At 70.9% G+C, this 22,225-nt stretch carries 21 protein-coding genes; 12 read left to right on the top strand and 9 right to left on the bottom strand.

The window, feature by feature from the left end; genetic code table 11:
• Position 1: 1 nt before the first annotated feature.
• Positions 2 to 1,432: a M1 family metallopeptidase gene (locus HTZ77_RS28520; RefSeq protein ID WP_175592784.1), complete on the bottom strand. Its 1,431-nt coding sequence runs from the start codon at positions 1,430 to 1,432 to the stop codon at positions 2 to 4.
• Between the two features lie 99 nt (positions 1,433 to 1,531).
• Entirely contained in the window at positions 1,532 to 2,641 is a 1,110-nt protein-coding gene (gene hppD / locus HTZ77_RS28515) for a 4-hydroxyphenylpyruvate dioxygenase (protein ID WP_175592783.1), read from the bottom strand.
• Positions 2,642 to 2,744: 103 nt separating this feature from the next.
• Here hppD and HTZ77_RS28510 point away from each other — a divergent pair, with 103 nt between their 5' ends.
• On the top strand, positions 2,745 to 3,242 hold the full coding sequence (locus HTZ77_RS28510) for an Lrp/AsnC family transcriptional regulator (RefSeq protein WP_175592782.1): 498 nt from the start codon (positions 2,745 to 2,747) through the stop codon (positions 3,240 to 3,242).
• A 114-nt stretch (positions 3,243 to 3,356) separates the two neighbouring features.
• The gene (locus tag HTZ77_RS28505) at positions 3,357 to 5,447 is read left to right on the top strand and encodes a transglycosylase domain-containing protein (RefSeq protein WP_235995273.1); all 2,091 of its coding nucleotides are present in this window, start codon (positions 3,357 to 3,359) and stop codon (positions 5,445 to 5,447) included.
• Between the two features lie 32 nt (positions 5,448 to 5,479).
• Here HTZ77_RS28505 and HTZ77_RS28500 read toward each other — a convergent pair whose 3' ends face one another.
• A complete protein-coding gene (locus HTZ77_RS28500) occupies positions 5,480 to 7,447 on the bottom strand; it encodes a thioredoxin domain-containing protein (protein ID WP_235995338.1) in 1,968 nt (655 codons plus the stop codon).
• A gap of 103 nt (positions 7,448 to 7,550) precedes the next feature.
• On the opposite strand from HTZ77_RS28500, the gene HTZ77_RS28495 reads away from it, so the two are divergent.
• The gene (locus HTZ77_RS28495) at positions 7,551 to 8,711 is read left to right on the top strand and encodes a hypothetical protein (protein ID WP_175592779.1); all 1,161 of its coding nucleotides are present in this window, start codon (positions 7,551 to 7,553) and stop codon (positions 8,709 to 8,711) included.
• 11 nt (positions 8,712 to 8,722) lie between these two features.
• Here HTZ77_RS28495 and HTZ77_RS28490 read toward each other — a convergent pair whose 3' ends face one another.
• The 3 genes from HTZ77_RS28490 to mca form a co-directional block, all read right to left on the bottom strand.
• The gene (locus tag HTZ77_RS28490; protein ID WP_175592778.1) at positions 8,723 to 9,013 is read right to left on the bottom strand and encodes a GNAT family N-acetyltransferase; all 291 of its coding nucleotides are present in this window, start codon (positions 9,011 to 9,013) and stop codon (positions 8,723 to 8,725) included.
• The gene (locus HTZ77_RS28485; RefSeq protein ID WP_175592777.1) at positions 9,014 to 9,178 is read right to left on the bottom strand and encodes a hypothetical protein; all 165 of its coding nucleotides are present in this window, start codon (positions 9,176 to 9,178) and stop codon (positions 9,014 to 9,016) included. It abuts the gene before it with no gap.
• A 72-nt stretch (positions 9,179 to 9,250) separates the two neighbouring features.
• Positions 9,251 to 10,135: a mycothiol conjugate amidase Mca gene (gene mca, locus HTZ77_RS28480; RefSeq protein ID WP_328808817.1), complete on the bottom strand. Its 885-nt coding sequence runs from the start codon at positions 10,133 to 10,135 to the stop codon at positions 9,251 to 9,253.
• A gap of 134 nt (positions 10,136 to 10,269) precedes the next feature.
• Here mca and HTZ77_RS28475 point away from each other — a divergent pair, with 134 nt between their 5' ends.
• The 9 genes from HTZ77_RS28475 (at position 10,270) to HTZ77_RS28435 (ending at position 19,241) form a co-directional block, all read left to right on the top strand.
• A complete protein-coding gene (locus HTZ77_RS28475; RefSeq protein WP_175592776.1) occupies positions 10,270 to 10,689 on the top strand; it encodes a DUF4307 domain-containing protein in 420 nt (139 codons plus the stop codon).
• Positions 10,690 to 10,793: 104 nt separating this feature from the next.
• Positions 10,794 to 11,294 (top strand): transcription elongation factor GreA, encoded by a 501-nt coding sequence (gene greA / locus HTZ77_RS28470; RefSeq protein WP_175592775.1) that lies wholly within the window; start codon positions 10,794 to 10,796, stop codon positions 11,292 to 11,294.
• A gap of 227 nt (positions 11,295 to 11,521) precedes the next feature.
• Positions 11,522 to 12,670, top strand: a complete 1,149-nt coding sequence (locus HTZ77_RS48405) for a C40 family peptidase (RefSeq protein ID WP_328808816.1) — start codon at positions 11,522 to 11,524, stop codon at positions 12,668 to 12,670.
• Positions 12,671 to 12,738: 68 nt separating this feature from the next.
• Positions 12,739 to 13,260, top strand: a complete 522-nt coding sequence (locus tag HTZ77_RS28460; RefSeq protein WP_175592774.1) for a hypothetical protein — start codon at positions 12,739 to 12,741, stop codon at positions 13,258 to 13,260.
• Positions 13,261 to 13,510: 250 nt separating this feature from the next.
• On the top strand, positions 13,511 to 15,304 hold the full coding sequence (locus tag HTZ77_RS28455) for a phosphoenolpyruvate carboxykinase (GTP) (RefSeq protein ID WP_175592773.1): 1,794 nt from the start codon (positions 13,511 to 13,513) through the stop codon (positions 15,302 to 15,304).
• Positions 15,305 to 15,427: 123 nt separating this feature from the next.
• On the top strand, positions 15,428 to 16,255 hold the full coding sequence (locus tag HTZ77_RS28450) for an amidohydrolase family protein (protein ID WP_175592772.1): 828 nt from the start codon (positions 15,428 to 15,430) through the stop codon (positions 16,253 to 16,255).
• Positions 16,256 to 16,325: 70 nt separating this feature from the next.
• Positions 16,326 to 16,871 carry a hypothetical protein gene (locus HTZ77_RS28445; RefSeq protein ID WP_175592771.1) on the top strand — a complete coding sequence of 182 codons (546 nt, stop codon included), beginning with the start codon at positions 16,326 to 16,328 and terminating at the stop codon, positions 16,869 to 16,871.
• Between the two features lie 81 nt (positions 16,872 to 16,952).
• The gene (locus HTZ77_RS28440) at positions 16,953 to 17,714 is read left to right on the top strand and encodes an isoprenyl transferase (RefSeq protein WP_175592770.1); all 762 of its coding nucleotides are present in this window, start codon (positions 16,953 to 16,955) and stop codon (positions 17,712 to 17,714) included.
• A 207-nt stretch (positions 17,715 to 17,921) separates the two neighbouring features.
• A complete protein-coding gene (locus HTZ77_RS28435; protein ID WP_407940568.1) occupies positions 17,922 to 19,241 on the top strand; it encodes a PhoH family protein in 1,320 nt (439 codons plus the stop codon).
• A 6-nt stretch (positions 19,242 to 19,247) separates the two neighbouring features.
• On the opposite strand, the gene HTZ77_RS28430 is transcribed toward HTZ77_RS28435, so the two are convergent.
• Genes HTZ77_RS28430 through HTZ77_RS28420 form a run of 3 tightly spaced genes read right to left on the bottom strand, consistent with a single transcriptional unit; the run spans position 19,248 to position 21,897 of the window.
• Complete coding sequence (locus HTZ77_RS28430; RefSeq protein WP_175592769.1) at positions 19,248 to 19,793, bottom strand: hypothetical protein; 546 nt, start codon at positions 19,791 to 19,793, stop codon at positions 19,248 to 19,250.
• Entirely contained in the window at positions 19,790 to 21,226 is a 1,437-nt protein-coding gene (locus HTZ77_RS28425) for a sensor histidine kinase (protein ID WP_205303714.1), read from the bottom strand. Before HTZ77_RS28425 ends, HTZ77_RS28430 begins: the two co-directional genes overlap by 4 nt.
• Positions 21,223 to 21,897: a response regulator gene (locus HTZ77_RS28420; RefSeq protein ID WP_175592768.1), complete on the bottom strand. Its 675-nt coding sequence runs from the start codon at positions 21,895 to 21,897 to the stop codon at positions 21,223 to 21,225. The genes HTZ77_RS28425 and HTZ77_RS28420 overlap by 4 nt, the downstream gene beginning before the upstream one ends.
• Positions 21,898 to 22,225 lie beyond the last annotated feature (328 nt).

The raw sequence follows: 22,225 nt of genomic DNA, 5'->3' as shown, positions 1-22,225 counted from the left end.
GTCACGCCTCGGGACGGCTGGGCTGGAAGAGCCAGGCGTCGAACAGCGTGTCGAGCTGCTTGCCCGACAGCCGCTCGGCCAGCGCGATGAACTCGGGCGTGGTGGCGTTGCCGTACTTGTGGTCGGCCACCCAGGTGCGCAGCACCTTGAAGAACGTCTCGTCGCCGACGGCGCGGCGCAGCACCTGCAGCGTCATGGCGCCGCGCCGGTAGACCGACTGGTTGAACAGGTCGCCGGGCCTGGCCCGCCCCGGCGGGTACTTCCAGATCGGGTCGTTCTTCACGGCGTACTGCCGGCGGAACAGCGCCTCGGCCGTCGACTCGCCGGTGTGCTCCGACCACAGCCACTCGGCGTAGGTGGCGAAGCCCTCGTTGAGCCAGAGGTCCTTCCAGCGCTCGATGCTGACGCTGTCGCCGAACCACTGGTGGGCCAGCTCGTGGGCGATGATGCTGGTGTCGGGGTCGAAGCCGCCGTACATCGGCTTGGTCTGGTTCTCCAGGGCGTAGCCCGCGGAGAAGTTGTCGACGACCCCGCCGGTCGCGGAGAACGGGTAGGGGCCGAAGACCTTGCTCCAGTAGTCGGTGACCTCGCCGGAGACGCGGTAGAGCTTGCCCAGCGCGGCGTGGTAGGCGGGGTCGACCGCGGCGACGTTGGGGATGCCGCCGGGGGTCCTGCCCTGGCGCAGCTCGAACTTGCCGAGCGTCGCCGTGGCGAGGTAGGTGACCATCGGGTGGGTCTCGCGCCACGTGAACGTGGTGCGCCCGCCCGGTGCGGCCGTCTTGCCGGTCAGCTCGCCGTTGGCCAGGGCGGTCAGGCCCCGCGGCACGGTGATCCGGAAGTCGAAGGTGGCCTTGTCGGCCGGGTGGTCGTTGTTGGGGAACCAGGTCTTGGAGCCGGACGGCTCGGAGGCCACGAACGCGCCGTCGGTCGTGGGGATGAAGCCGTAGGTGCCGAGGTTGGACGGGTCCTTGACCGGCTTGGGCTCGCCGGCGTAGGTGACCTTGACCGTGAAGCGGGCGCCTTTGGCGAGCGCCGTGGCCGGGGTGACGACCAGCTCGTCGCGCTGGCGGTCGAAGCCCGCCTTGGCGCCGTCGACGGTGACCTCGCTGACCTCCAGCCCGCGCAGGTCGAGGTTGAAGCGCGACAGCGGCTGGGTGGCCGTGGCGTCGATGGTGGTGACCCCGTCGAGGTGCTTGGTGGCGGGCGTGTAGCCGATCGTGACGCCGTAGTGGCCGACGTCGTAGCCGCCGTTGCCGTCGAGCGGGAAGTCGCTGTCGCCGATGCCGGGCGCCCCCGCGCCGGCGTCGGCGACGGGGGCGGGCGTGCCCTTGCCGGAGGCCGCCGGGGTGGCGGCGGCGCCGTCGCTCGGCGCGCAGGCGGGCAGGGTCAGGAGCGCGACCAGCGCGGCGGTCGCCTGGCGGGTGAACCTCATCGGAGTCGCGCTCCCCCTTCGTAGCGTGACACGTAGCTTACGCGGTGTCACGAGCGCGCAGGGAGCCCCGCGGCCTCGGCGCGGTCACGCTCGGACCTCTCAGAGGTTACCCCGGCGGTCCTGCTCGCGCTCGATGGCTTCGAACAGCGCCTTGAAGTTGCCCTTGCCGAAGCCCAGCGAGCCGTGCCGCTCGATGAGCTCGAAGAACACGGTCGGCCGGTCCTGCACCGGCTTGGTGAAGATCTGCAGCAGGTAGCCGTCCTCGTCGCGGTCCACCAGGATCCGGCGCTTCTTGAGCTCCTCGATGGGCGCCCGCACCTGACCGATCCGTTCCCGTAGTTCCGGGTCGTCGTAGTACGAGTCGGGCGTGTCGAGGAACTGCACGCCGGCCGCGCGCATGTGGTCGACCGTGGTGAGGATGTCGTTGGTGGCCAGCGCGATGTGCTGGACGCCGGGGCCGCCGTAGAACTCGAGGTACTCGTCGATCTGCGACTTCTTGCGGCTGACGGCCGGCTCGTTCAGCGGGAACTTGACCTTGCGGGTGCCGTCGGCCACGACCTTGGACATGAGCGCGGAGTACTCGGTGGCGATGTCGTCGCCGACGAACTCGGCCATGTTGGTGAAGCCCATGACGCGGCGGTAGAACTCCACCCACTCGTCCATCTTGCCGAGCTCGACGTTGCCCACGCAGTGGTCGACGGCCTGGAACAGGCGGCCGTTCCTGACCGCGGGCGCCGCCACCAGCGGCTCGGCGGCCTCGTAGCCGGGCAGGTAGACGCCGCCGTAGTTGGACCTGTCCACGAGCGTGTGGCGCGTCTCGCCGTAGGCGGCGATGGCGGCCAGCGTCACCTTGCCGCGCTCGTCCTCCACCGTGTACGGCTCCACGAGCCCCCGCGCGCCGTGCCGTACGGCGTGGGCGTAGGCGGACTCCACGTCGGGCACGTCGATGGCCAGGTCGATCACCCCGTCGCCGTGCTCGGCCACGTGCCGGGCCAGGTCGGTGCCGGGCCTGATCGAGGAGCGCAGCTCGAAGCGGGCCGAGCCCGAGGTCAGGACGTAGGCGACCTCGTCGCGGCTGCCGTTCTCCGGCCCGCGGTAGGCCACCAGCCGCATGCCGAAGGCGGTCGAGTAGTAGTGAGCGGCCTGCTTGGCGTTGCCGACGGCGAACACCACGGCGTCCATGCCGTTAACCGGAAAGACATCAGTCATGGCACTAAATCTCGACTTATCTGGGCGGGTTGTGCAAGAGTTGCTTGGATCAGTGGACAATCTGCCCAGTGAGTTCGGGAAAACGCCGGAGTGCCTGTACACCATGACGATCGATGATCTCGACGCCCGCCTCATCGGGCTGCTCGCCGCCGAGCCGCGCCTCGGCGTGCTGGAGTGCTCGCGCCGCCTCGGCGTCGCCCGGGGCACCGTCCAGGCCCGGCTCGACCGCCTGCTGGCCAGGGGAGTGATCACGGGGTTCGGGCCCGACGTGTCGCCCGTGGCCCTCGGCTACACCGTCACGGCGTTCGTCACGCTGGAGATCAGGCAGGAGGCCGGGCACGATCCCGTGTCGCACGGCCTCGCGCGCATCCCCGAGGTGCTGGAGGTCCACACGATCACCGGCGGCAGCGACCTGCTCTGCCGGGTCGTGGCCCGCACCAACGCCGATCTCCAGCGGGTCATCGACCAGATCGTGGACGTGCGGGGCGTGCGCCGGACCTCGTCCGTCATCGCCCTGGACACGCCCGTTCCGTACCGGGTGCTCCCGCTGGTGGAGGATGTCCCGCGCCACAGCGGTCACCAGTACGTACGATCCACGTAGGGACGAGGCACCGTCGCCGGTCGCCTAACCTTGACGTTCGCCCAGCATACGGGGGTTTGCGAGGTGCGGAGCGGTGGTGGGATGGGCAAGCGGAAACGTCGGGTCCTGAGGCGGTTGCTGATCGCCGGAGGTGCTGGACTCCTTCTGGCGATCGTCGCGTTCGGTGTCGCGTACGCCATGACGCCGATCCCCGACAGCACCCAGAAGCAGGCCACGGCGCAGGGTTCGGTCATCTACTACCGCGACGGCAAGAGCGTCCTCGCCCGGCAGGGCGTGGACCGCCGCCTCGTCGAGCTGGCCAAGGTGCCCCAGCACGTGCGCGACGCGGTCATCGCGGCCGAGAACCGCTCCTTCTACGAGGACGCCGGCGTCTCGGTCAAGGGCACCGGCCGCGCCCTGTGGTCCACGCTCACGGGGCAGCAGCTCCAGGGCGGCTCCACCATCACGCAGCAGCTCGTGCGCAACTACTACAGCGGGCTCAGCCAGGAGCGCTCCATCACCCGCAAGATCAAAGAGATCATGATCTCGATCAAGGTGGACCAGTCCAAGTCCAAGGACTGGGTGCTGGAGCAGTACCTCAACACCATCTACTTCGGCCGCGGCGCCAACGGCATCCAGGCCGCCTCCCAGGCGTACTTCGGCAAGGACGTCGGCAAGCTCACCGTGGCCGAGGGGGCCTACCTCGCCTCGGTGATCCAGCAGCCCAGCCGCTTCGCCGACCCCGAGGGCGCCGACCTGGAGGCCGCCCGGACCCGCTGGCAGGCCGTGATCGAGGCGATGCGCCAGACCGGCACGCTCGGCGCCCAGGAGGCGGCGGCCCAGACGTTCCCCAAGCTGACGGCGCCGAAGAAGCCGTTCGTGCTCAGAGGCCAGGCGCAGTACATGCTCGACCAGGTCACCGCCGAGCTCAACCGGCGCGGCTACAGCGACGAGGACATCAACAGCGGCGGCCTGCGGGTCGTCACCACGTTCGACAAGAAGCTCATGCAGGCGGCCGAGCGGGCCGTCAAGAACACCGTGCCCGCCGCCACCCCGAAGGCCGTGCGCACCGGGCTGGCGGCCGTCGACCCGGCCACCGGCGAGATCGTCGCCTTCTACGGCGGCAACCCCAAGCTCACCGGGTACGACAACGCCTTCTCGGCCAAGGTGCCCGCCGGGTCCACGTTCAAGGCGTACACGCTGGCCGCCGCGCTCAACAACGGCTACGACCTGTCCACCCAGGTCAACGGCAACTCGCCGATGCGCGTGGCCTCCGACCCCGCGCACCCGATCCCCAACGACAGCGGCCGCTCGTACGGCACGATCGACCTGGTGCGGGCCGCCCAGAACTCCGTCAACACGGCGTTCGTGGACCTCGGCCAGAAGGTCGGCCTCGACAAGGTGGCCGCCACCGCCGAGGCGGCGGGCATCCCCTCCGCGCAGCTCCGGCCGCACCAGGCCGCGGCCACGTTCCCGCTGGGCGTCGCCTCGGTGAGCGCCGTGCAGAACGCCTCCGGCTTCTCCACCTTCGCCAACAAGGGCGTCCACGTGGAGGCGCACGTGGTCAGGTCGGTCACCGACGGCAAGGGCGTCAAGAACGTGGTCAAGCCGTCGTCCCGGCAGGTGATCGCGGAGCAGGCCGCCGCCGACACCACGTACGCCCTTCAGCAGGTCGTCAAGTACGGCACCGGCACCGGGGCCCGGCTCTACGACCGCCCGGTCGCCGGCAAGACCGGCACCACGGACGAGTCGAAGTCGGTCTGGTTCAACGGCTTCACGCCGCAGCTCGCGGTCGCCGTCGACATGTTCCGCGCCGACAACAGGACGGTCACCATCCCCGGGTACGGCGTGCAGTTCGGCGGGCAGCTCCCGGCGCAGGTGTGGCGGGCGTTCATGACCGAGGCCATGCGCGGCAAGCCCGTCGAGGAGTTCCCCGAGCCGTCCGACTACGGCTCCCGCGACCCCTACACCTCGCCGTACGACAACCCTTACGGGCAGCCCGACCCGCGCGTCCCCGACGACAACGGGTACTCGCCCGCCCCCCAGCCGAGCGGGCCTCCCGAGACCCCGCAGCCCGAGCTCACCGACCCGCCCCAGACGCAGCGACCGGACGAGCAGGGCCCGCCTGACCTCCCCGACGACGGCGGCGGCTTCACCCAGCAGCCGGAGACCCCGAACGGCCCGCCCGACGACCAGGGCGGCCCCCCGAGGTCACCCTTCGGCTAGCCGGCCCGCAGCCCTGGGCCCACGGCCTGGCTTCACCCTCCGGCCAGCTCGCGGCGCAGCTCCTCGGGCGTGGTGACGGGCATGCGGCAGGTGAAGCCCCGGCACACGTACGCGGCCGGCGCCCCGCCCACGAGCCCGCGCCCCTCCAGCAGGGCGGGCCCGTCCTGCGGGGAATCGTCGTCCGGGCTCCCCAGCGCCACGACGAGGCCGGGCGCGTCCGCCAGCAGCGCCTCAAGGTGCAGCGCCCGCGTGCGCGCGTCGTCCGGCGGCCCCACGACCGCCACCTCCACCGGCCCGTCCAGGGCCGCCCGGGCCACCGCGAGCCCCCAGCCGGCGAAGCGCGCGTGCGCGCCGGCCAGCACCGACACGGTGCCGAGCGCCGCGCGGGCCGCCTCCCGGTGCCGCTCCGACCCGGTCAGCGCCGCGTACGACAGCAGCGCCCCCGCGGCGGCGTACTGCCCCGACGGCGTGGCGTTGTCCGTGGGGTCCTGGGGCCGCTGGAACAGCCGCTCGGCGTCGTCGGCGGTGTCGAAGAACCCGCCGGTCCCGTCGGCGAACCGGGCCAGCACGGCGTCGAGCAGCGTGCCGGCCGCCCGGAACCAGCGGGTGTCGCCGGTGACGCCGTAGAGCGCGATGAGGCCCTCGGCGACGTTCGCGTAGTCCTCCAGCACCCCCGCGTTCGTCCCGGCCCGGCCGTCGCGCGAGGTGCGCAGCAGCCTGCCGTCGCGCAGGTGGACGCGGTCGAGCAGCGTGGCCGCGGCCACCGCGGCCTCGACCAGGTCGGGCCGCTCGAACACCGCGCCGGTCTCGGCCAGCGCCGCGACGGCCAGGCCGTTCCAGGAGGCCACGACCTTGTCGTCGCGCCCGGGCCGCACCCGCGTCTCCCGGGCGGCGAGCAGCCGGGCGCGCACGGACGCGAAGCGCTCGGCGTCGTCCGGGTCCTCCAGGAGCTGGAGCACCGACGTGCCGTGCTCGAACGTGCCGGTGACGGAGAACACCCGGGCCGCCCAGGCGCCGTCGTCCGCGCCGAGCACCTCGCCGAGCTGCTCCGGCGTCCAGACGTAGAACCTGCCCTCCTCGCCCTCGCTGTCGGCGTCGAGCGCCGAGGCGAAGCCGCCCTCCGGCGTGCGCATCTCCCGCAGCAGCCACTCGGCGGTCTCCAGCGCGATCCGCCGGGCCCGCTCGCCCCCGCCCGCCTTCCACCAGTGGGTGCAGACCCGCAGGAGCAGGGCGTTGTCGTAGAGCATCTTCTCGAAGTGCGGCACGACCCACCGCGCGTCCACGCTGTAGCGGGCGAACCCGCCGCCGAGCTGGTCGTAGATGCCGCCCCGCGCCATCGCGTCGAGCGTCTTCCCGCTCATCTCCCGCTCGCCCGAACGCAGCAGGAACTCCAGCACCATCGACGGCGGGAACTTGGGCGCCCCGCCGAAGCCGCCGTGCGCCGGGTCGAACGTGGCCCGCAGGTCGTCCATGGCCCGCTCCAGCGTCTCCGCCGTGGGCAGCGGCCCGCCGGGCAGCGTCGTCTGCGAGGTGAGCGCCGAGACCACCTGCGAGCCCTGCCGCAGCACCGCCTCGCGCTTGTCCGTCCACGCCTCGTGGACGGCCGCCAGCAGCCGCTGGAAGTCGCGCCGCGGGAAGTAGGTGCCGCAGTAGAACGGATGGCCGTCAGGGGTGGCGAACACGGTCATGGGCCAGCCGCCCTGGCCCGTCATGGCCTGGGTGGCGCCCATGTAGACGGCGTCGACGTCGGGCCGCTCCTCGCGGTCGACCTTGACGTTGACGAAGTTCGCGTTCATCAGCCGCGCCGTCTCGGCGTCCTCGAAACTCTCGTGCGCCATCACATGACACCAGTGGCACGCCGAGTAACCGACGCTGATCAGCAGCGGCACGTCACGCCGCCGCGCCTCGGCGAACGCCTCCTCGCCCCACGGGTGCCACTCGACCGGGTTGTCCGCGTGTTGGAGCAGGTACGGGCTCGTCGAGTTGTTCAAGCGGTTCATCATGACCTCCCCGGGTCACCCTACGGGGCCTACCTGCCCGCGGCTCCCGGTCACATACCGGCTTCGCGCGCGTACCGGGGCGTGGAGGCGTAGGTTACGGAGAGTGGACCTCGAGTACGTGCGCGCCCACGCCGGGCGCCGCGTCACGGACCTGACCCGCAGGGACGTGGCGCGGGCGCTGCTGTCCGTGCCGTCGGGCATGTCGCTGGTGGCCCTGCCCGACCTGCGGCGCGCGATGGCCGCCGCGGGCAACCCGCTGTCGCCGGTCTTCTGGGACTCTGCCAAGGAGATCCTGCTGCAGATCGAGGCGTGTGTCGCCACCGTGGGCGAGGTGCAGCGCTGGGTCGAGTCCACCGGCACCGAGCCGATCCTGCTCACGCCCGGCTTCTTCATCTGGCCGGAGGAGGACGAGCGCGGGCCGGTGGGTGAGGAGATGTTCTCCCGGCTCGTGCGCCACCTGGAGGAGCGGGTGCGGGCCGGCGAGATCGACTCCGACGCGCTGCTGCGGGGCGACCAGGGAGCCCGCCGCGCGTACGAGGAGCTGCAGGACCGGTGGCTGAACACGCCGCTGCCCGACGGGCGGGTGCCGGGCTTCGCGGTCGCCGACGAGCAGAACGAGGAGCTGATGGCCGTCTTCGAGGAGCAGGAGGCGATGGCGCTCAGCGAGCTGCGCCGCATCGTCGCCGGCCTGCCGAGACAGCCGGAGCTGCCGGTCGCCGACCTGGAGGTGGCCGCGGCGCGGCTGCGGGTGCTGCTCGGCCAGCCGGGCTACCCGGCCAACGTGCTGCGGGCCTGCGCCGGGTTCGAGGGCCGGCCGATGCCCGATGACGACATGGAGCTGTGGCTGTCGGTGGCCGCGGGCGTCGCGGGGCCCATCTCCGACCTGTCGGAGGAGGACGACACCGTCGAGGAGTTCACCGACCTGGACGGCGAGGTGAGCCACGAGGACCAGGTGCTCGCCGCCCTGTGCGAGATCCAGTACGCCGACTGGGTCGCGGCGGCCGCCGCGCTGGTCCGGCTCGGCCCGGGCGTGCTGGCCTCGCCGGAGCGCATCGCGCGGCTCATCGCCGAGTCCCCGGACATCACGACCGAGGTCGACATGAGCGACCCCGACGAGCTGCGCGGCAGCGAGCGGCTCTTCGCGGCCGTGGTGACGCTGTGGGGGCATCTCGGCATCGTGGACGCCGACGACGTGCTCACGCCCCTCGGGTGGTGGGGGCTTCCGCTGGCCCTGGAACGCGCGTGGTCCCCCAAGGAGTACTGACCGTCGCCGGCTCAGGCGCCCTCGGGGTCCACGAGGTCCTTGTACTCGGGGTGACGCTCGATGTACTTCGCGACGTACGGGCAGAGCGGGACGACCCGCAGGCCGGTGTCGCGGCTCATGTCGAGCGCGTGGGCGACCAGCCGGCCCGCCAGGCCCTGGCCCTCGAGCTCGGGCCGCACCTCGGTGTGGGTGAAGACGATCTTCTGGGGCAGCAGGCGGTAGTCGGCGAACCCGGCCACCTCGCCGTCCACGAGAACCTCGAACCGGCTCCGCGCCGGGTCGTCGACTACTTCGATGGCCATCTACTCGGCTTTCCTGTCGTCCGTGTCGCCCTCGTGCGGGACCTTGATCTTCGACATCTGCTTGTTCATCGACTTGATGAGGAAGTACAAGGCCACCCCGATGAGGGCGACCACCACGAAACCGAGCAGGCCCGGGCTCACGTCACCGGCTGCGAGAACTGTCACCTTTCCAGTGTGCCACCGGGGTGCCGCGGTCGGCCCAGGGGCCGGGTCTGTGCAGGTCGGCCCGGGGGCCGCTCAGGGGCAGGCGGGCGAGACCTCGTCGGCGTGGATGCCGGTGAACAGGTCGTCCTCGGGCAGCTCGGTGTCGACCAGCGAGCGGGCCAGGTGGTAGTCCTCGGTCGGCCAGATCTCGCGCTGGAGCTCGCGCGGACAGACGAACCACCAGCTGTCGGGGTCGATCTGCGTGGCGTGCGCCTTGAGCGCCTCGTCGCGGATCTCGAAGTAGTCAGCGCACGGCACGCGGGTCGTCACCGGCCACTTGGCGGGGCGGTCCTCCCAGCGCGCGATCCAGTCGGCGTACGGCGAGCCCATGCCGCGCGCGGTCATGGCCTCGTGCAGCGCCTCGAACCGCTCCTTGGTGAAGCCCATCTGGTAGTAGAGCTTCAGCGGCTGCCACGGCTCGCCCGTGCCCGGGTAGCGGTCGGGGTCGCCGGCGGCGTCGAACGCCTCCACCGAGACCTTGTTCGTCATGATGTGGTCGGGGTGCGGGTAGCCGCCGTCGTCGTCGTAGGTGATGATGACGTGCGGGCGGAACTCGCGCACGGCGGCGACCAGCGGCCGGGAGGCGTCCTCCAGCTTCTGCAGGGCGAAGCAGCCCTCGGGCAGCGCCTCGTCCTCGTTCTCCGGCAGGCCGGAGTCGACGAAGCCGAGGAACTGCTGCCGCACGCCGAGGATCTCGCGCGCCCGGTCCATCTCGGCCTTGCGCACCTCGGCGATGTTGGCCACGATCTCGGGCCGGTCCATCTTCGGGTTGAGCACCGAGCCCCGCTCACCGCCCGTGAGGGTACAGACCAGCACCTCCACGCCTTCGCGGACATAACGGGCCATCGTCGCGGCGCCCTTGCTGGACTCGTCGTCAGGGTGGGCGTGGACGGCCATCAGCCTCAGCGGTGCACTCACGGGCTCGATGTCTCCTCAGTCGGACCGAACAGGCGCCCAGAGAGGTTACTTTCTGCTGGGCGGTCGCGAGGGCACTGCCCCCGCGGGCGACAATTGTCTCGGATAACGCTGAGGGAGTGCAGGGAGATTCCGCCATGGCCACCAGAGATGTCGGGAACGGGCCAGTTCTCGGCACACCCGACGACTACCCGGACCGTCCCAAGCGAGGCGGCCGTCTCGTCGTGCACGTCGTCATCGGCGTGCTGGTGGCCATCATCGCGGGCGGATGGGGCTACGTGATGTGGTCGATGACCGGCAGCACGTCCGGCGCCGTGGCGCAGGTGGTGTCGTTCACCGTGGAGCCGAGTCAGGCCGAGATCGTCTTCACCGTGGCCAAGCCGGACGACCGCGCGGCCGTCTGTCAGCTCAGGGCCCTGGACGCCGGGCATGCCGAGGTGGGCACCAAGGACGTAAGAATCGGGCCGGGAGAGGGTAGTAAGCAGCTCAAGGAGCGGCTGGACACCACCGCCGAGGCCGCTTCGGTCCACATCCAGTACTGCAATCTCATAGAATAAGACGTTTGGGGAAGCGTTGGCGCGGCCGGCTTGTTAGCCTTTCGCAATTCGACCGCACAGGCGTCCTCAGTGTTCCAGGGCCCCTAGGCAAGCAAGGAGAACCCGTGGCCGACTCTCGCGATGAGAACGTCACATGGCTGACGCAGGAGGCGTACGACCGCCTGAAGGCGGAGTACGAATATCTCTCGGGCCCAGGGCGCGTCGACATCGCCAAGAAGATCGAGGCCGCCCGCGAAGAGGGTGATCTGAAGGAGAACGGCGGCTACCACGCGGCCAAGGACGAGCAGGGCAAGATGGAGGCCCGCATCTTCCACCTCCGCCAGATCATCGACAACGCGAAGGTCGGGGAGGCTCCCAAGACCGAGGGCGTCGTGGGCCCGGGCATGACCGTGACGATCCGGTTCGTCGGCGACGACGACGAGGTGACCTTCCTGCTCGCCTCCCGCGAGGAGAGCGGCGCCCCGATCGACGTGTACTCGCCCAAGTCCCCGCTCGGGGCGGCGATCAACGGCAAGAAGATCGGTGAGAAGGCCACGTACAGCATGCCCAACGGCCGTCAGAACACGGTCGAGATCCTCGAGGCCGTGCCGTACATCGGGAACTGACCCCCGGAGACACGCACCGCCGGGCCCACGACGGCCCGGCGGCGCTTTCTGCTGCCCCGGGGCTGCGCCGCGGCTCGGCCATCAAGCAGGACCTGAGCTACCTGCTGAAGTCCCCGGCGCAGCACCCGCACGCTCACCCGCACGGCCACCCCTACGGTCACCCGCACGGCCATCCCCAGGGCCCGTACGCGCCGCCTCCGCGCCGCCGGCGTGACCACGCGCGGCTGGTGCCGGTCATCGTGGTGGCGCTCGTCGCGGTGCTGACCGCCGACGTGCTCCTGCTGGTGCAGCCCCGCGTACCGAAGACGCCGCTGCGGCAGGGGCAGGCCGCGGCGACGGCGCCCCTGCAGGAGCGGCCCTCGCCCCGGCAGACGCTGGTCGCCGAGTCCGGCCCGGCGCCCGAGGTCAAGCCGCTGGGCACGCTGCACAAGCCCAACCTGTTCGTCGTCACGCGCAAGCCGTTCACCACGAAGCTGCTGGAGAAGGTGGCGCGCTTACGCGGCGTGCGGGCGCTGGAACTGGCCGACGCGGCCTCCATCACGCTCGACGGCAAGCGGGTGCAGACCCTCGCGGTCGATCCCTCCACGTTCCGCTCCTACACGCCGAAGGTCACCGCGGCCTCCGACGCGCTGTGGAAGAACGTCGCGGCGGGCGACGTCGCGGTCTCGTTCGTGCTCGGCAACGACGGCGGGCTGTCGCTGCACAGCCGCGTGAACGGCCCGGCCGGCCCGCTGCGCATCGGCGCGTACGCCACGACGGGCTTCGGCGCGGTGGACGCCGTCGTCTCCCGGCAGACCGGGCAGCGGCTCGGCCTGCCCCGCGACAACGCGCTGATCGTCAGTGCTCCCAAGGCCAACTCGGCGAAGCTGCGCGACTCCCTGCTCAAGGCGCTGCCCAAGGGCACGCAGGTGGCCATGGTCAACCCGGTGCTGCCGCCGGCCAAGAAGCAGGCGCGGGTGTGGGCCGCCGGCGCGCTCGTCTCGGCCGCGCAGATCACCGTGGCGCTGAAGGCGGCGGCCTCCAAGCTCGGCCGGCCGTACGTGTGGGGCGCCGAGGGGCCCGACACGTTCGACTGCTCGGGCCTGGTGCAGTGGGCCTACGCCCAGGCCGGCGTCAAGATGCCGCGCGTGACCCACCAGCAGTGGGTGACGGGCCCCCAGGTGCCGCTGTCGCAGGCGCAGCCGGGCGACCTCATCTTCTGGCGCAGCGACCCGACCAATCCCGGCTACATCTCGCACGTGGCCATCTACTGGGGCGGCGGCAAGATGATCCAGGCGCCGCGCACGGGCGACGTGGTCAAGATCAGTCCTGTGCACACCCGCAACCTCGCCGGCGTCGTCCGGATCAGCCCTGCCCTCTCGGCCAGGGTCAGGTAACCCCGCGGTCATCCGCTTCGCACCCTCCGGTGCGTGCGTGCGCCCAGCAATGGTGTAATTCTGATTACATGGAAAGCGTAGAAAGCACCGCACAGGTACGCGCGTGGTTCACCGGCCGCCTGCCCGAGGACTGGTTCACCGGGGCGCCCGAGATCGTCCGCGACCGCGAGGAGATCGCGGTCATCGGCACGCTGCCCGAGCCGTCCGGCGAGACGCCGGAGGAGGAGCGGGAGGCCCTCGTCGAGGGGCTGGCCCTGCGCTTCAGGGAGGAGACCCGGGAGCGCCGCATCGAGATCGCGCGCGAGGCCGAGCGCAGGTTCCGGCAGAAGGTGTCCTGGGGCGTCACCTGTGGCGACCTCACTGTGATGTTCACCACTCTGTCCGTGCCGGTGATGACCCGGCTGCGGCAGTCGGAGCGGCAGGTCCTCGACACGCTCGTGGCCGCCGGCGTGGCCCGCAGCCGCAGCGACGCGCTCGCGTGGTGCGTGCGCCTGGTCGGCCGACACACCGACACGTGGCTGGCGGATCTGCGGGACGCCCTGAGCCACGTCGACCGCGTCCGCTCCTCCGGGCCCGACGTCCAGAACTGAGAGCACGCAGCGAAAACGAATCGGGAAATGGTTTATACCACTCCGGGAATTGGTTTAGACCATGCTCCGGAGGCCGGTGGAGGTGCCGGAGGAATTTCTTTTAAAACCGTTCGGGATGGGTAGGCTCCCTCAATCGTCAAGGCCCCTGCCTGCGGCGACGCCGACGCGAAAAGGTCTATGCCAATTGGCTTTCCCGCGGCTTCGTCGTTAATGATGACTGGGCCCTGAACACCGTGGAGGAGCCGGAGCCGTGTCCCTTTCCGTCGAAGTACCCGCCCCGACGAGCAATGCCGAATTGGTTGCCTGGGTGAACGAGATCGCCGCCTTGACCCAGCCCGACCGGATCGAGTGGTGCGACGGTTCGGAGGCGGAGTGGACCCGCCTGACCAACCTGCTGGTCGAGCAGGGCACCTTCACCCGCCTGGCCAAGCGGCCCAACAGCTTCTACGCCAAGTCCGACCCGAGCGACGTCGCCCGGGTCGAGGACCGCACGTTCATCTGCTCCGAGCGCGAGGAGGACGCCGGGCCGACGAACAACTGGATCGCGCCCGCGGAGATGCGCGCCACCTTCGGCGAGCTGTTCAAGGGCTGCATGCGCGGCCGGACGATGTACGTCGTGCCCTTCTGCATGGGCCCGCTCGGCGGCGAGATCTCCCAGCTCGGCGTGGAGATCACCGACTCGCCGTACGTCGCCGTCTCGATGCGGATCATGACCCGGATGGGTGAGCGGGCTCTGCGGCTCATCGAGGAACGCGGCGAGTTCGTGCGCTGCGTCCACAGCGTCGGCGCGCCCCTGGAGCCGGGCGAGCAGGACGTGCCCTGGCCGTGCAGCTCCACCAAGTACATCAGCCACTTCCCCGAGACCCGCGAGATCTGGTCGTACGGCTCCGGCTACGGCGGCAACGCGCTGCTCGGCAAGAAGTGCTACGCGCTGCGCATCGCCAGCACCATGGCCCGCGACGAGGGCTGGATGGCCGAGCACATGCTCATCCTCAAGCTCACGCCGCCCTCCGGCGAGGTGCGCTACATCGCCGCGGCCTTCCCGAGCGCCTGCGGCAAGACCAACCTCGCCATGCTCCAGCCGACGATCCCGGGCTGGAAGGTCGAGACCGTCGGTGACGACATCGCCTGGATGCGGTTCGGCAAGGACGGCACGCTGCGCGCGATCAACCCGGAGGCCGGGTTCTTCGGCGTGGCCCCCGGCACCGGTGAGATCACCAACGCCAACGCGGTCAGGACGCTCTGGGGCAACAGCATCTTCACCAACGTCGCCCTGACCGACGACGGCGACGTGTGGTGGGAGGGGCTCACCGACGAGCCGCCGGCGCACCTGACCGACTGGAAGGGCCGTTCCTGGACGCCCGGCGACGCCGAGCCCGCCGCCCACCCCAACGCCCGCTTCACCACGCCCGCCTCCCAGTGCCCGACCATCGCGCCGGAGTGGCAGGACCCCGAGGGCGTGCCCATCTCGGCGATCCTGTTCGGCGGGCGCCGCGCCAGCGCGGTGCCGCTCGTGACGGAGTCGCTGAGCTGGGACCACGGCGTCTTCCTCGGAGCCAACGTCGCCTCCGAGAAGACCGCCGCGGCCGAGGGCAAGGTCGGCGAGCTGCGCTACGACCCGTTCGCGATGCTGCCGTTCTGCGGCTACAACATGGGCGACTACTTCGGCCACTGGCTGGAGATCGGCCGGCGCCAGGGTGCGAAGCTGCCGCGCATCTACTACGTCAACTGGTTCCGCAAGGACGCCGACGGCCGCTTCGTCTGGCCGGGCTTCGGCGAGAACAGCCGGGTGCTGAAGTGGATCGTCGAGCGCCTCAACGGCGAGGCGACGGCCGTGCCGACGCCGATCGGCCTGCTGCCCGAGACGCTCGACACCGAGGGCCTCGACCTGCCCGAGGAGGACCTGCGCACGCTGCTGTCGGTCGAGCCCGAGGTGTGGCGGGACGAGGCCGCGCAGATCCGCGCCCACTTCGACACCTTCGGCGACCACCTGCCCAAGGAGCTGTGGGACGAGTACAACGCGCTGCTCGACCGCCTGTCCTAGGGCGCGCGACGAGGTAAAGCCATCCCCCTGGCCTTCCGCGGCCGGCCCGTCAACGGCGCCGGGCCGGCCGCGTGGCCCCCTGAGGCCCTTGCCCGGGAGAGCCAGACATCCTAGGTTTGCTGCGTGATCGTGGATGCGCACCAGCACTTCTGGGACCTTGAGACCGGCTCCTACCCGTGGCTGACCCCGGACCAGGGCGTGCTGTACCGCAGCTACCGGCCGGCCGACCTGGCGCCGGAGCTGGCCGTGGCCGGGGTCGAGGCCACGGTGCTGGTGCAGGCGGCCGACTCGTACGCGGAGACCGACGCCCTGCTGGCCCTGGCCGAGGCCCACGACTTCGTGGCGGCGGTGGTCGGCTGGGTGCCGCTCGACCGCCCGGAGGAGGCGGCCCGCGCCATCGAACGGTACGCCAGACATCCGAAGTTTCGCGGAGTCCGGCACCTCATCCACGACGAGCCGGACCCGGACTGGGTGGTCCAGGAGACCGTGCTGGAGTCGCTGGGCCTGCTGGCGGCGGCCGGGCTGACCTTCGACGTGGTCTCGCTGCTGCCCCGGCACCTCGACCACGTCGTCACGCTGGCCGAGCGCCACCCCACGCTGCGCGTCGTCGTGGACCACCTGTCCAAGCCGCGCGTCAGGGAGCACGTGTGGGAGCCGTGGGCCTCCCAGATCACGCGGGCGGCGGCCCTGCCCAACGTGTACGCCAAGGTGTCGGGGCTGGTCACCGAGGCCGACCACGCGAACTGGACCGTGGAGGACCTGCGGCCGTACGTGGACCACGCGGTGGGGGCGTTCGGCCCCGAGCGGCTGATGGCCGGCAGCGACTGGCCGGTGGCGCTGCTCGCCTCCGACTACCGGACGGTCTGGGAGGTGACGTCGTCCCTGCTGGGGGGCACGGACCGGGACCTGGTCCTGGGCGAAACCGCGCGACGTTTTTACGAAATCGGGTGATCTTGCCCGGGGGTTTATGGCTGGGCGTTTTCCTGGGTTTAGGGAAGTTTGGGATGGATAAGCTGCCGATGTGGGGGGACTACGCTGCGTCGATGGATCTTTCCTGACCGTCACGCCCGTCGCGTGCACGGACAGCGTCGGCATGCCGTACGAGATCACCCTGGAGCTGGCGCGCGACGGCACCCCGTACGGCACCGTGGGCGAGCGGTGCGGCTGGCTGCTGCGGCGCCTGGCGCACGGCGTGGACGAGGCCCGTGCCGGGCGCGGGAAGGCCGCGCGCTGGCCCGATCCGGACGACAGGTTCCCCGAGGAGGAGCCGGACAGCGAACTGTTCGCCTTCCGGTATCGTACGAGGTCGGCCCTGGTGGGAGGCGGTGAGCTGCGCTGCTGCCTGCGCACGATCCCGCTCTGGGTCCCCGGGCGTGACCGGCCCGGGCGGTGGCGGCTGACCCGCCGCGCCATCGTCGAGGCGTGGGGCGCGGAAGGCGTCGGCATGCGGGCGGTGCTCACCTCCGCGGAGCTCGCGGGCTTCGTGCACGCGCTCGTCGACGAGGCGGACGGCTGTCTCGGCGGCCCTGAGGAACGACGGCGTTCCGGGGAAGATCTCAGCTCGTGAGGGCGCGGACACAGGAAATCGCGGTGATAATTGCCTGTTAGGTCACTCGACCGAAGGCACAGCACCGCTGGGGAGGACTCCGTGGGCCTGCGCGACCTGGTCTACCGGCTGTACGAGCGCCGGTTGGAGGCCAAGCTGTCGAAGGACAGCGTCCCCCGGCATGTCGGGGTCATCATCGACGGCAACCGCCGCTGGGCGCGCGCCATGGGCATGCGCGACGTGTCCACCGGGCACCGCAAGGGCGCGGACAAGATCTCCGAGCTGCTCACCTGGTGCCGCGAGAGCGGCGTCGAGGTGGTCACGGTGTGGATGCTGTCCAACGACAACCTCAACCGGCCCAGCGAGGAGCTGGAGCCGCTCCTGCGGATCATCGAGGACGTCACGCAGGAGCTCGTGGACCAGGGCTGGCGCATCAGCCCGGTCGGAGCGCTCGATCTGCTCCCCGACCGGACGGCCAATGTCCTGAAAAACGCGAAAGAAGCAACATCGCACCGTCCTGGCCTGATTGTGAACGTTGCAGTTGGGTATGGAGGAAGACGTGAGATTGCCGATGCGGTGCGCTCACTCCTCCAGGAGCAAGCCAGCAAGGGGGCCAGCATCGAGGACCTCGTCGAGGTACTCGATGTGGAGCACATCGCGGAGCATCTCTACACTCGCGGCCAGCCCGACCCGGACCTTCTCATCCGGACCTCGGGCGAGCAGCGGCTGTCCGGCTTCATGCTCTGGCAGAGCGCTCACTCCGAGTTCTACTTCCACGAGGCTTACTGGCCTGACTTCCGCAGGGTCGACTTCCTGCGGGCGCTGCGCGACTACGCCGCGAGGCACCGGCGTTACGGTTCCTGACCCGACATCTGGGTATCCAAGACGTAACGTTGGAAGTGTCCGGCCACGGGCCGGACACTCCGGAGAGGGCCCCATCCTTGCGCCAACACTTGCCGAGGGGGCCGGAATCCGGCGTCGCCGGCACGTCGCGGCCGGGGACACGGGTCCGGTCCGATTCCCACCTCGTCTGCAGGGTGCCCCCCGCCAGGGGCGCCCGGGGGAGAACGTGTGGCAGTGTCCTCGAGCAACCCGTCCACTCAGCCCGGTAAGCGCACGTACGTGCTCGACACCTCGGTCCTGCTCGCCGACCCGGCGGCGATGACCCGGTTCGCCGAGCACGAGGTCGTCCTCCCGATCGTCGTCATCACCGAGCTGGAGGCGAAGCGGCACCATCCCGAACTGGGCTACTTCGCGCGCAAGGCTCTGCGTTACCTCGACGACCTGCGCGTCAGACACGGCCGGCTGGACGAGCCCATGCCGGCCGGGGACGGCACCCTCAGGGTGGAGCTCAACCACAGTGACCCGTCCATCCTGCCCGTGGGCTTCCGTCTGGGCGACAACGACACGCGCATCCTCACGGTGGCCCGTGCCCTGGCCGCCGAGGGCTGCGACGTCGTGCTGGTGTCCAAGGACCTGCCCATGCGGGTCAAGGCGGCCTCGATCGGGCTGGCCGCCGAGGAGTACCGCGCGGAGCTGGTCGTCGAGTCGGGCTGGACCGGCATGGCCGAGGTGCAGGTGACCGACGAGGGCGTCCAGACCCTGTTCGACCAGGGCTCGGCCGAGCTCGACGAGACCAGGGACCTGCCCACCCACACGGGTCTGCGGCTGCTGTCGAGCAGGGGCTCGGCGCTCGGCCGCGTGCTCCCCGACAAGTCGGTGCGCCTGGTGCGCGGCGACCGCGAGGTGTTCGGCCTGCACGGCCGCTCGGCCGAGCAGCGGATCGCGCTCGACCTGCTGATGGACCCGGAGATCGGCATCGTGTCGCTCGGCGGCCGGGCCGGCACCGGCAAGTCCGCGCTGGCGCTGTGCGCGGGCCTGGAGGCGGTCCTGGAGCGCCGCCAGCACCGCAAGGTGATCGTCTTCCGGCCGATCTACGCGGTCGGCGGCCAGGAGCTCGGCTACCTGCCCGGCACCGAGGGCGAGAAGATGGGCCCGTGGGGCCAGGCGGTCTACGACACCCTGGGCGCGATCACCACGCCCGAGGTGATCGAGGAGGTGCACGACCGCGGGATGCTGGAGGTGCTGCCGCTCACCCACATCCGCGGCCGGTCGCTGCACGACGCGTTCGTGATCGTGGACGAGGCCCAGTCGCTGGAGCGCGGGGTGCTGTTGACCGTGCTGAGCCGCATCGGCGCCAACTCCCGCGTGGTGCTCACCCACGACATCGCCCAGCGCGACAACCTGCGCGTCGGCCGGCACGACGGCGTCGTGGCCGTGGTGGAGAAGCTCAAGGGCCATCCGCTGTTCGCCCACGTGACGCTGACGCGATCCGAGCGCTCGCCGATCGCCGCCCTGGTGACCGAGATGCTGGAGGACATCACCCTCTAGCCGGGCTCACTTCAGGTCGCCGCAGATGAACCGTCCCTCCACCGTGGAGGGGCGGTTCTCGTACCTGCGGACGATCTTGACCTGCTCGAACGCGGCGTCCTGCTGTGCCGTGCACACGATCTGGGCCTTGGCGGGCCGTGAGAGCGTGCCCTCGCCCTTGACGATCACCGTGAGCGTCGAGGTGCGGGGGAGCTGCACCTCGTCGCGCCGGATCGGGTTCAGGGAGTCCTTGATGCCCTCCAGCGTGAAGCCGCGCAGCGCGGTGTCACGGCCGTCCTGGAGCGGTTGCCTGGAGGCCGCGAACAGGGCCGTCAGCAGGCTCTCCACGGTGTCGGACTCGACGTCGGCCGGCTCCTTCGTCAGCCTGCCGTCCTTGAGCAGATAGATGGTCTTGGACGGCGGCGGCACCTGGACGGTCGGCGGCCTGGCCACCTCCCGCGCGTCGGTCGGCGCGATGCCGCAGCCCGCCACCACCGGCACGACGCCCGTCAGCAGGGCCAGGGCGCCCCGCGCGCGGCGGCTGTGGCACGTCCTCCTCGTACGGTCCCTCATGCGCGCGGCAGCCAGACCGTGAAGAGCGTGCCCGGCGTCTGCGGGCGCACCGAGATCGTGCCGCCGTGGAGCTGGGCGTTGGCCCGGGCGATGGCCAGGCCGAGGCCGCTGCCCTGGCTGCGGGTGCGCCCGGCCCCCGCCTTGAAGAAGCGGTCGAAGACGTGGGGCAGGGCCTCGGGCGGTATGCCCTTGCCGTGGTCGCGCACCTTCACCTCCAGGCCGTTCTCGGTGCCTCTGGCGCTCACGGTGACCGGCTCCCCGCCGTGCTTGAGCGCGTTGCCGACGAGGTTGGCCACGATGACGTCGAACCTGCGCGGGTCCAGGCTGGCGGTCAGGCCCGGCGAGGCGGTCACCGCCACCTTCTCGCCCCAGCCGCGCACGTCCAGGCAGCCGTGGACGGCCTCGGCGACGTTGACCGGCTCCAGGTTGAGCGTGGCCGTGCCGGCGTCGAAGCGGCTGATCTCGATGAGGTGCTCGATCAGCTCGCGCAGCCGCTCGACCTCCCTGAGCACCAGCCGCACGGCCTGCGCCGTGTCGGCGGGCAGCCGTTCGAGGTCGTCGTTGAGCACCTCGGCCACGGCGGTCATCGCGGTCAGCGGCGTGCGCAGCTCGTGGGAGACGTCGGCGACGAACCGGCGCGACATGGCCTCCAGCGCCCGCAGCTCCGACACGCTCAGCTCCAGCGCCGCCGCCGCGTCGTTGAAGCGGGCGGTCAGCTCGGCCAGCTCGTCCTGCCCGTGGACCGGCAGGCGGGTGTCGAGCCGGCCCTGGCCGAGCGCCTGGGCCGCCGCGCTCAGGCGGCGCACCGGCAGCAGCACCTGCCGGGCCGACAGGAGCGCCACGACCAGCGCGATGGCCACGATGCTGGCGCCGCCCTGGGTGAGCTTGCTGCGCAGGGTGGAGAGCCGGCTCTGCTCGTCGCGCAGCGGGAAGAAGACGAACGTGCGCAGCCCGGTGGGCTCGACGACGGCGTCCGCGCGCCGGTAGACCTCGGCGCCGACGATGAGCCACAGCTCGTTGTGGATGACCCTGCGCTGGGTGACCACGTTCTGCTTGGCCCGGCCGTACAGCTCGTTGGGCACGTCGTCCATGGTCATGGGGCCGTCGGCGTAGAGCAGGCCGCGGTACTCGACGACGACGCCGCGGCCGGGGCCGTCGAGCGACTGGCCGAGCTCCTCCAGGTTCTTCGCGGTGGGCGGCGCCTCGCCCGGCCGCAGCCGGCCGATCGGGAACGCGATGCGGTCGAGCTCGCGCTCGACCACGTCCACGGCGGTGTCCTCGGCCCGCTCGACCAGCGCGCTCTTGGCCAGCTCGAAGCCGATGGTGGCGACGAGGACCGACGCGGTGACGGCGACCAGCGTGAAGGTGATGACGAGCCGCGCGCGCAGCCCGGTGGGCAGCCTGACCACGCGTCCGAGCAACTTCTTGATCATGGAGGGCTGAACCGGTAGCCGAATCCGCGCACGGTGTGGATGAACACCGGCTCGGCGGGCGTCGGCTCGATCTTCGCGCGCACGCGCTGCACGCAGGCGTCCACCAGGCGGGAGTCCGCGACGTGCGTGTGGTCCCACACCTCCCGCAGCAGGTAGCGCCGGTTGAGCACCTGGCCGGGGTGACGGACGAGCTCCAGCAGCAGCCGCAGCTCGGTCGGCGTCAGGTGGATCTCCTTGCCGGCCAGCGTGACCTTCAGCGCGCCCCGGTCGATCACCAGGTCGCCGAAGGTGATGCGGTCGGACGCCGCCGACTCGGCGCGGCGCAGGATGGCGCGGATGCGGGCGTCGAGCACGCGCGGCTCGACGGGCTTGACCACGTAGTCGTCGGCACCGGCCTCCAGGCCCACCACGATGTCGAGGTCGTCACCGCGGGCGGTGAGCAGGATGACGGGGAGCTGGTCGAGCCGGCGGATGCGGCGGCACACCTCGACCCCGTCGATGCCCGGGAGCATGACGTCGAGGATGGCGATCTCGGGCCGGCGCGACCTGATGTGGTCCAGGCCCTCCTCGCCCGTGGCGTAGGAGGTGACGGAGTGCCCCTGCCGTGTCAGCGCCAGCTCCAGGGCTGTGCGCACGGAGGCGTCGTCTTCGATGAGGAGGATGCCGGCCACCTGCACATTATTCGCCCCGCTGAGGGATGCATCAGACGAGCGTCATAGAACTGTGACATCTCACTCACACGACCACAAAAAAGACGGGGCAGTGTCAGAGCCGCCCCAGCCGCGGGAAAAGCCTCCGTCAGCCTGTGACGAAAATCACATCATGCGGGAAACTCCACGCCAGGTGGCTGGTGGGGCCAGTGTTGTCCTGCCGATTGTCCCGTTTCGGTTGCGGACCACCCCCCAAGACAGGGCAAGCTCATTGCTCGTGAGCCCAGGTCCGCAGTTGAGTGAGCGCCGCGCCCCCGAATCCCCCCGCTCGGCAAGCCGACCGGCCCGT

Source organism: Nonomuraea montanisoli (genome assembly GCF_013363975.1).
Lineage (GTDB): Bacteria > Actinomycetota > Actinomycetes > Streptosporangiales > Streptosporangiaceae > Nonomuraea > Nonomuraea montanisoli.
This window is presented reverse-complemented; position numbering and strand designations above follow the sequence as displayed.